The sequence below is a fragment of the Streptomyces sp. W16 genome (assembly GCF_033194735.1).
Lineage (GTDB): Bacteria > Actinomycetota > Actinomycetes > Streptomycetales > Streptomycetaceae > Streptomyces.
In genome coordinates, this window is sequence record NZ_JAWOAI010000776.1 from 1 (window position 1) to 3,447 (window position 3,447).

The 3,447-nt window shown below is 69.9% G+C and carries 4 protein-coding genes and 1 pseudogene; 4 read left to right on the forward strand and 1 reads right to left on the reverse strand.

The annotated features are described in order from the left end of the window. The coding region (locus R6V09_RS49000; protein WP_317887918.1) for a WD40 repeat domain-containing protein at positions 1–1,125 on the forward strand (1,125 nt) is incomplete at its 5' end. Between the two features lie 17 nt (positions 1,126–1,142). Here the strand turns inward: R6V09_RS49000 and dapA are convergent. Next, positions 1,143–2,048, reverse strand: coding sequence for a 4-hydroxy-tetrahydrodipicolinate synthase (gene dapA, locus R6V09_RS49005; protein WP_317887919.1), 906 nt, complete (start codon positions 2,046–2,048; stop codon positions 1,143–1,145). A 75-nt stretch (positions 2,049–2,123) separates the two neighbouring features. Here dapA and lipB point away from each other — a divergent pair, with 75 nt between their 5' ends. The 3 genes and pseudogenes from lipB to R6V09_RS49020 all read left to right on the forward strand — a co-directional run. After that, the gene (gene lipB / locus R6V09_RS49010) at positions 2,124–2,783 is read left to right on the forward strand and encodes a lipoyl(octanoyl) transferase LipB (RefSeq protein WP_317887920.1); all 660 of its coding nucleotides are present in this window, start codon (positions 2,124–2,126) and stop codon (positions 2,781–2,783) included. A gap of 173 nt (positions 2,784–2,956) precedes the next feature. Continuing rightward, complete coding sequence (locus tag R6V09_RS49015; RefSeq protein ID WP_317887921.1) at positions 2,957–3,094, forward strand: hypothetical protein; 138 nt, start codon at positions 2,957–2,959, stop codon at positions 3,092–3,094. Continuing rightward, positions 3,091–3,447, forward strand: a pseudogene (locus R6V09_RS49020) (hypothetical protein); the annotation flags it as partial. The gene R6V09_RS49015 and the pseudogene R6V09_RS49020, both read left to right, overlap by 4 nt.

The window sequence follows — 3,447 nt, forward strand, 5'->3', positions numbered from 1 at the left end:
CGGCGTCGCCGCAACCGCAGGCTCGCGAGCATCGCCGCCGCCACGGCGGCCGTGGTCGCCGTCGCGGTCGCCGTGCCGCTGCTGGACTCCGGGAAGGACGACGTGCGTCCGTCGGGCGTCGTACAGCAGCAGGGGGTCAGCGCCCACCCGAGCCAGTCGCCGCCGAGCGACCTGATCGCGGCCGGGAACACGGCACTTGCCGCCTACTACATTCCGACCACCGTCAAGCGGTCGGCCACGGAGGCCGTCTCCCAGCGCGTCTACTGGCTGCTGGACCAGAAGACCGGCAAGTACGTGAAGGCCCCCCAGTGGTCCATCGTCGCCGTCGCCCCCGGCATGAAGACCGCCGCCGTCCTGGAGAAGACCCTGCCCGCCTCCCGGATCGGTCTGCTGGACCTGACCACGGGCAAGGTCGAGCGGTGGATCCAGGTCGACCACAAGGTCGCGGGGCTCCAGTTCTCGCACGACGGACGGAAGCTCGTCGCTACGACCTACGGCGAGAACCCGGACCAGAGGGTCAAGCTGACGGGCTCCAACGACTGGAACGCGAAGGAGCCGTCGAGCCGCACCGGCTTCTACGTCTTCGACGTGGCCTCCGGCAACGGCTCCTGGAGCGAGGTCAAGATCGGCGGCGACGCGAGCAACCCCATGGGCCCCGGCTTCATCAACTCCCGCCAGGACTTCGCCCTCACCCGGGACGGCAGGTACGTCTGGGCCGGGAACCCCGAGGGCGACATCGGCAAGCAGTTCTGGGACCTCAAGGGCGCCGCCAGGCCCGTACCGGAGAACCAGAAGTACCTGGTCTGGTACGTCGACGCGTGGGACTCGCCCAGCGGCAAGCTCGTCGCCGGTGACTTCGCGGGCAAGAAGTGGCACACCTCGTCCTACGTCGTCGACGCCACCACCGGCAGCGAGACCGAGATTCACGGGCAGCAACTGCTCGCCTGGGTCGACGACAAGTCCCTCATCGCCTGGGACATCGGGAAGGGGGCGAAGGAGAGCGAGTACCACCAGCGGCTGGTGCTGGTCACCATCGGCAGCGACAAGGAAGTACCGCTGAGCGGCTTCCGCCAGGGCACCGACTCCAGCGCCGGACGGTGGGAGCCGGTCTTCGCGGAGCGCTGACCGGGGCCGAGCCCAGGTCAGCCGGCCACGAACTCCTCGTACGCCGCCAGCAGTCCGCCGACCGCCTCGCGGCCGGCGGACTGTAGCGGTGAGCGGACGGGGCCTGCGGGCAGGCCGAGTTCGTTGAGGAGAGCCTTGACGGTGACGGTGCCGGGCAGTCCCGCCGACATCATCAACTCGATGAGCGGCGTGGCGCGTTGTTGGAGGCGGGCGGACACGGGGGTGTCGCCCGCCTCGAACGCGTCCAGGATCGCCCGGAGTTGGCCGGGCACGACGTTCGCGACCGTGCTCACGTACCCCGCCGCGCCCACCGCGTACAGCGCCAGGATGTGTTCGTCGCAGCCCGCGTAGTACGCCAAGTCGGTGCGGTCCAGCACCTTTTGGGTGCCGAGGAAGTCGTAGGAGCAGTCCTTGACCGCGACTATCCGGGGGTGCTCGGCGAGCCGGATCATGGTCTCCGGTTCGATACGGGTGCCGGTGCGGCCCGGGATGTCGTAGAGCACGACGGGCAGGCCGCAGGAGTCGGCGACCTCGCGGAAGTGCGCCTCCAGGGCGTCCTGCGGGGGCTTGCTGTAGTACGGCGAGACCACCAACACCCCGTCCGCGCCCGCCTTTTCGGCCTGCAGGGCGAGTTCCACGGTGTGCCGGGTGTCGAAGGTGCCCACGCCCGAGACGAGCGACGCACGGTCGCCCACCGCCTCGCGGACGGCCGCGACGAGCGCCGCCTTCTCCGCGTCCGTCGTGGTCGGCGACTCGCCGGTCGTCCCGGACAGTACGAGCCCGTCGCAGCCCTCCGACACCAGCCGCTCGGCGAGGAGTTGGGCCCCGTCGAGGTCGAGCGTGCCCGACTCGGTGAAGGGGGTGATCATCGCGCAGAGGGCGCGGCCGAAGGGTGCTGCTGCGGAGGTGGCAGTGTTCGTCATGGGAGTAGTCTCGGCAGAGCAACAGTGAAGCTCCACTTAATTCTCCTACAGGGTATTGATAAGAGATGCTGCGTCATGGGTGAAGTGAGCAGGGGAGCCGCGGAAGACATCGAGCGGCTCGACCTCGGCGAAGTGCCGTACGAGGAGGCCGTCGAGCGGATGACCGGCTGGGTCGGGCAACGCCGGGCCGGCGAGATTCCCGACCGGCTCGCCCTGCTCAGCCACCCGCCCGTCATCACCTACGGCTCCCGCACCCCGCCCGCCGAACTCCCCACCGACTCGCCGATCCCCCTGGTCCCGGTCGACCGCGGCGGCCAGGCCACCTACCACGGCCCCGGCCAGCTGATCGGCTACCTGGTCCTCAACCTCCGCGAGCGCGGCCCCGCCGACATCGTGCGCCAGGTCGAGCACGCCCTGATCGACGCCTGCGCCACCCTCGGTTTCGAGACGCTACGACGGGACACCCCGCCCGGCGCCCAGTCCCTGGTCGGCGTGTGGACACCGGACGGCGCGAAGCTCGCCTCGATCGGCATGCGCATCCGGGGCGGCGTGACGAGCCACGGCTTCGCCCTCAACATCGCCCCCGACCTCGCCGAGTTCACCCGTTTCACGGCCTGCGGCCTGCCCGGCGTGACGATGACCTCCCTTGCCGAACTCGCGGCACGCCAGGGCCGATCCGTACCTTCGGAGGAAGAGGTCCGAGACGCGGTGGCGAAGGCGTTGGGTGCGGCATAAGGCATCCCCCTCGCTCCGAATCCACTGGGATTCCACCGGGATTCGGGACGACGACTCCCCGGTCGCTCCTCCAGGCCAAGGCCCTATGTCCAATTGGCCCCTTCATGGGTCACCATGGCCAGGAAGCTCACAGGCGTGGGAAGTTCATCCACCCCCTGGTCACGGGAGGCGTCATGAAGCTCGGCAAGGCACTGGCCACCGGAGTCGCCGAGGAGCGGCCGCAGATCCACCACGAGGAACTCGAACTCCCCGAGAACATTGCGGAGTTGACGGCGGAGAAGGCGCCCGAAGAGGTCCCGGCCGCCCGATGAGACTGCGGCTCCCCGAGGAACGCCCGACGGAGCCGCCGACCGGATTCAAGATCGCCCACCCGGTGCTGTCCCAGGACGGCACCCGGGCCGGGTTCACCGGTGTGTCGCTGGGCGGCGCGCTGCCGTACGGAGTCGTGGCCGACGCGTCCTGCGTCTACGGCCGACGCCACCGTTCGCCCGCGCGCCGCTGCGACTGCGGCTTCCACTGTGTGCACGAACGGGCGGCGGCGGAAGCCCTGTTGTGCACCGCCGAGCACCGCGAGGCGGTCCTCCTCGACATCACCGTTCTCGGCGCCTACATCCGCTTCGAACGCGGCTTCCGCTACGCCCGCCATCGCGTCCGCACCGCCACC

What these genes read in the sequence shown, in the direction of transcription:
- dapA (WP_317887919.1), bottom strand. Translation starts at nt 2,048, where the DNA reads ATGACGAACACTGCCACCTCCGCAGCAGCACCCTTCGGCCGCGCCCTC.
- lipB (WP_317887920.1), top strand. Translation starts at nt 2,124, where the DNA reads ATGGGTGAAGTGAGCAGGGGAGCCGCGGAAGACATCGAGCGGCTCGAC.
- R6V09_RS49015 (WP_317887921.1), top strand. Translation starts at nt 2,957, where the DNA reads ATGAAGCTCGGCAAGGCACTGGCCACCGGAGTCGCCGAGGAGCGGCCG.